We start from the raw sequence: 1476 nt of genomic DNA on the forward strand, positions 1-1476 counted from the left end.
GCGCACCGACACAACAGGAGACCTCCCCGGCGGTCGCATCAAGGACTACCGGCTAGCTCGAGGTCTCACCCAAGAACAACTCGCCGACCGGGCGGCCTTGAGCCTTGGCGTAGTGAAGAAGCTCGAGCGCGGCGGCAAGGGCCAGCTCGACACGTATCACGCGCTCGCTCGAGCGCTTCGCGTAAAGACGTCGGCACTCTTCGAGCCCGGCGCGCCTCACGCCACAACTCGAGGTGACGCCGACAAAGTCGACCTCATGCCATTGCGGCAGGCCATCACCCCACCCATGACCGTCGGCGGTCGCCTCCTCGCCGGCGACACAGTCGAGCCCGAGCCCGACCTGAAGAACCTGCGCATCACTGCGGGATCCCTCGCCGCCTCCTACTACGGCGACGACTACGGTCACGCCTCACAGTTCCTCCCCGCACTCATTGACAGCGCACGCCGCGCCACCGCCTTCTACGACGCAGGCCCCGAGCGCACCGAAGCCCTCAAGCTTCGGTCCGACGTCCTCATGCTCGTCGGCCGCTACCTCACCCAGGTACGCGCCTACGATCTCGCGCACACCGCCATCCGAGACGCGCTGGCGGACGCGACAGCAGCCGGTGACCGAACAAGGGCGGCGGCGGCCGTGTACCTCCAGGGCTGGCTGCTGACACGGCAGGGGCGCCTCGACGAAGCGGAGCTGCTCACCTTGACCACGGCGGACGAGGTGGAGCCGCGGATCTCGCGCGCCACCAAGACCGAACTCGGGGTGTGGGGGCGTCTGCTGATGCGCTCCTCGGCGGCGGCTGCCCGCAACAACCGACCAAGGGAGGCGCGGGAGATGCTGCGGCTCGCCCGCACGGCCGGATCTGCGCTCGGCGGCGCGGTGGCCTCGCACCCTTACGGATGGGGAAAGTTCGGCGCCCCCGTGGTCGCGCTGCAAGCGGTTGAGAACCTGATTGTGGCTGAGCAGCCGCGCCGGGCCCTGGGCTTGTCGGGGAGGATCTCTTCTCCGGGTGCGGCGGCGACAGCGAACACGTGGAACCGGCATCGGCTCGACGTGGCGCAGGCGCATGTGGCCTTGCGTCAGGGGGACGAGGCGACGGCGGTGCTCGCGGAGATGCATGCTCAGGCGCCGGAGTGGCTACGGCATCAGCGGATGGCCGCCGGTACGTTCGAGCGGTCTCTGCGGGCGTCGGGGCGGAGGCGGTTGACGGGGCAGCAGCGGGAGTTGGCGGAGTTCTTCGGGGTGGCGTAGGGGCTATGGTCCGTAGCCCTTGGGGTTCTGAGGAACCTGGAAGGGCTACGGTCCGTGGCTGTTGCCAGACGTGCCGTATTCGTAGCGTCGCCATATGAGCGTCAGCAGCCGCCAGCAGACCACGCCGGAGCCGCCCGTCACCCTGCCGGACCCGACCCGGCCGCCGGAGCCCGCGCCGGGCTGCGACGTGTGCGCAGCCCTCGACCGACAGCGTGACGCCGCCGAACGCGCCC

Annotated in this window: 1 protein-coding gene; it reads left to right on the forward strand. The window is 69.9% G+C overall.

Annotation, left to right across the window (positions count from 1 at the left end; genetic code table 11):
* Positions 1–1243, forward strand: a 1243-nt coding sequence (locus I8N67_RS41480) for a helix-turn-helix domain-containing protein (RefSeq protein ID WP_234047115.1), incomplete at its 5' end; no start/stop codon positions are given.
* Positions 1244–1476 lie beyond the last annotated feature (233 nt).

The organism is Streptomyces adelaidensis (assembly GCF_016598475.1).
Lineage (GTDB): Bacteria > Actinomycetota > Actinomycetes > Streptomycetales > Streptomycetaceae > Streptomyces > Streptomyces adelaidensis.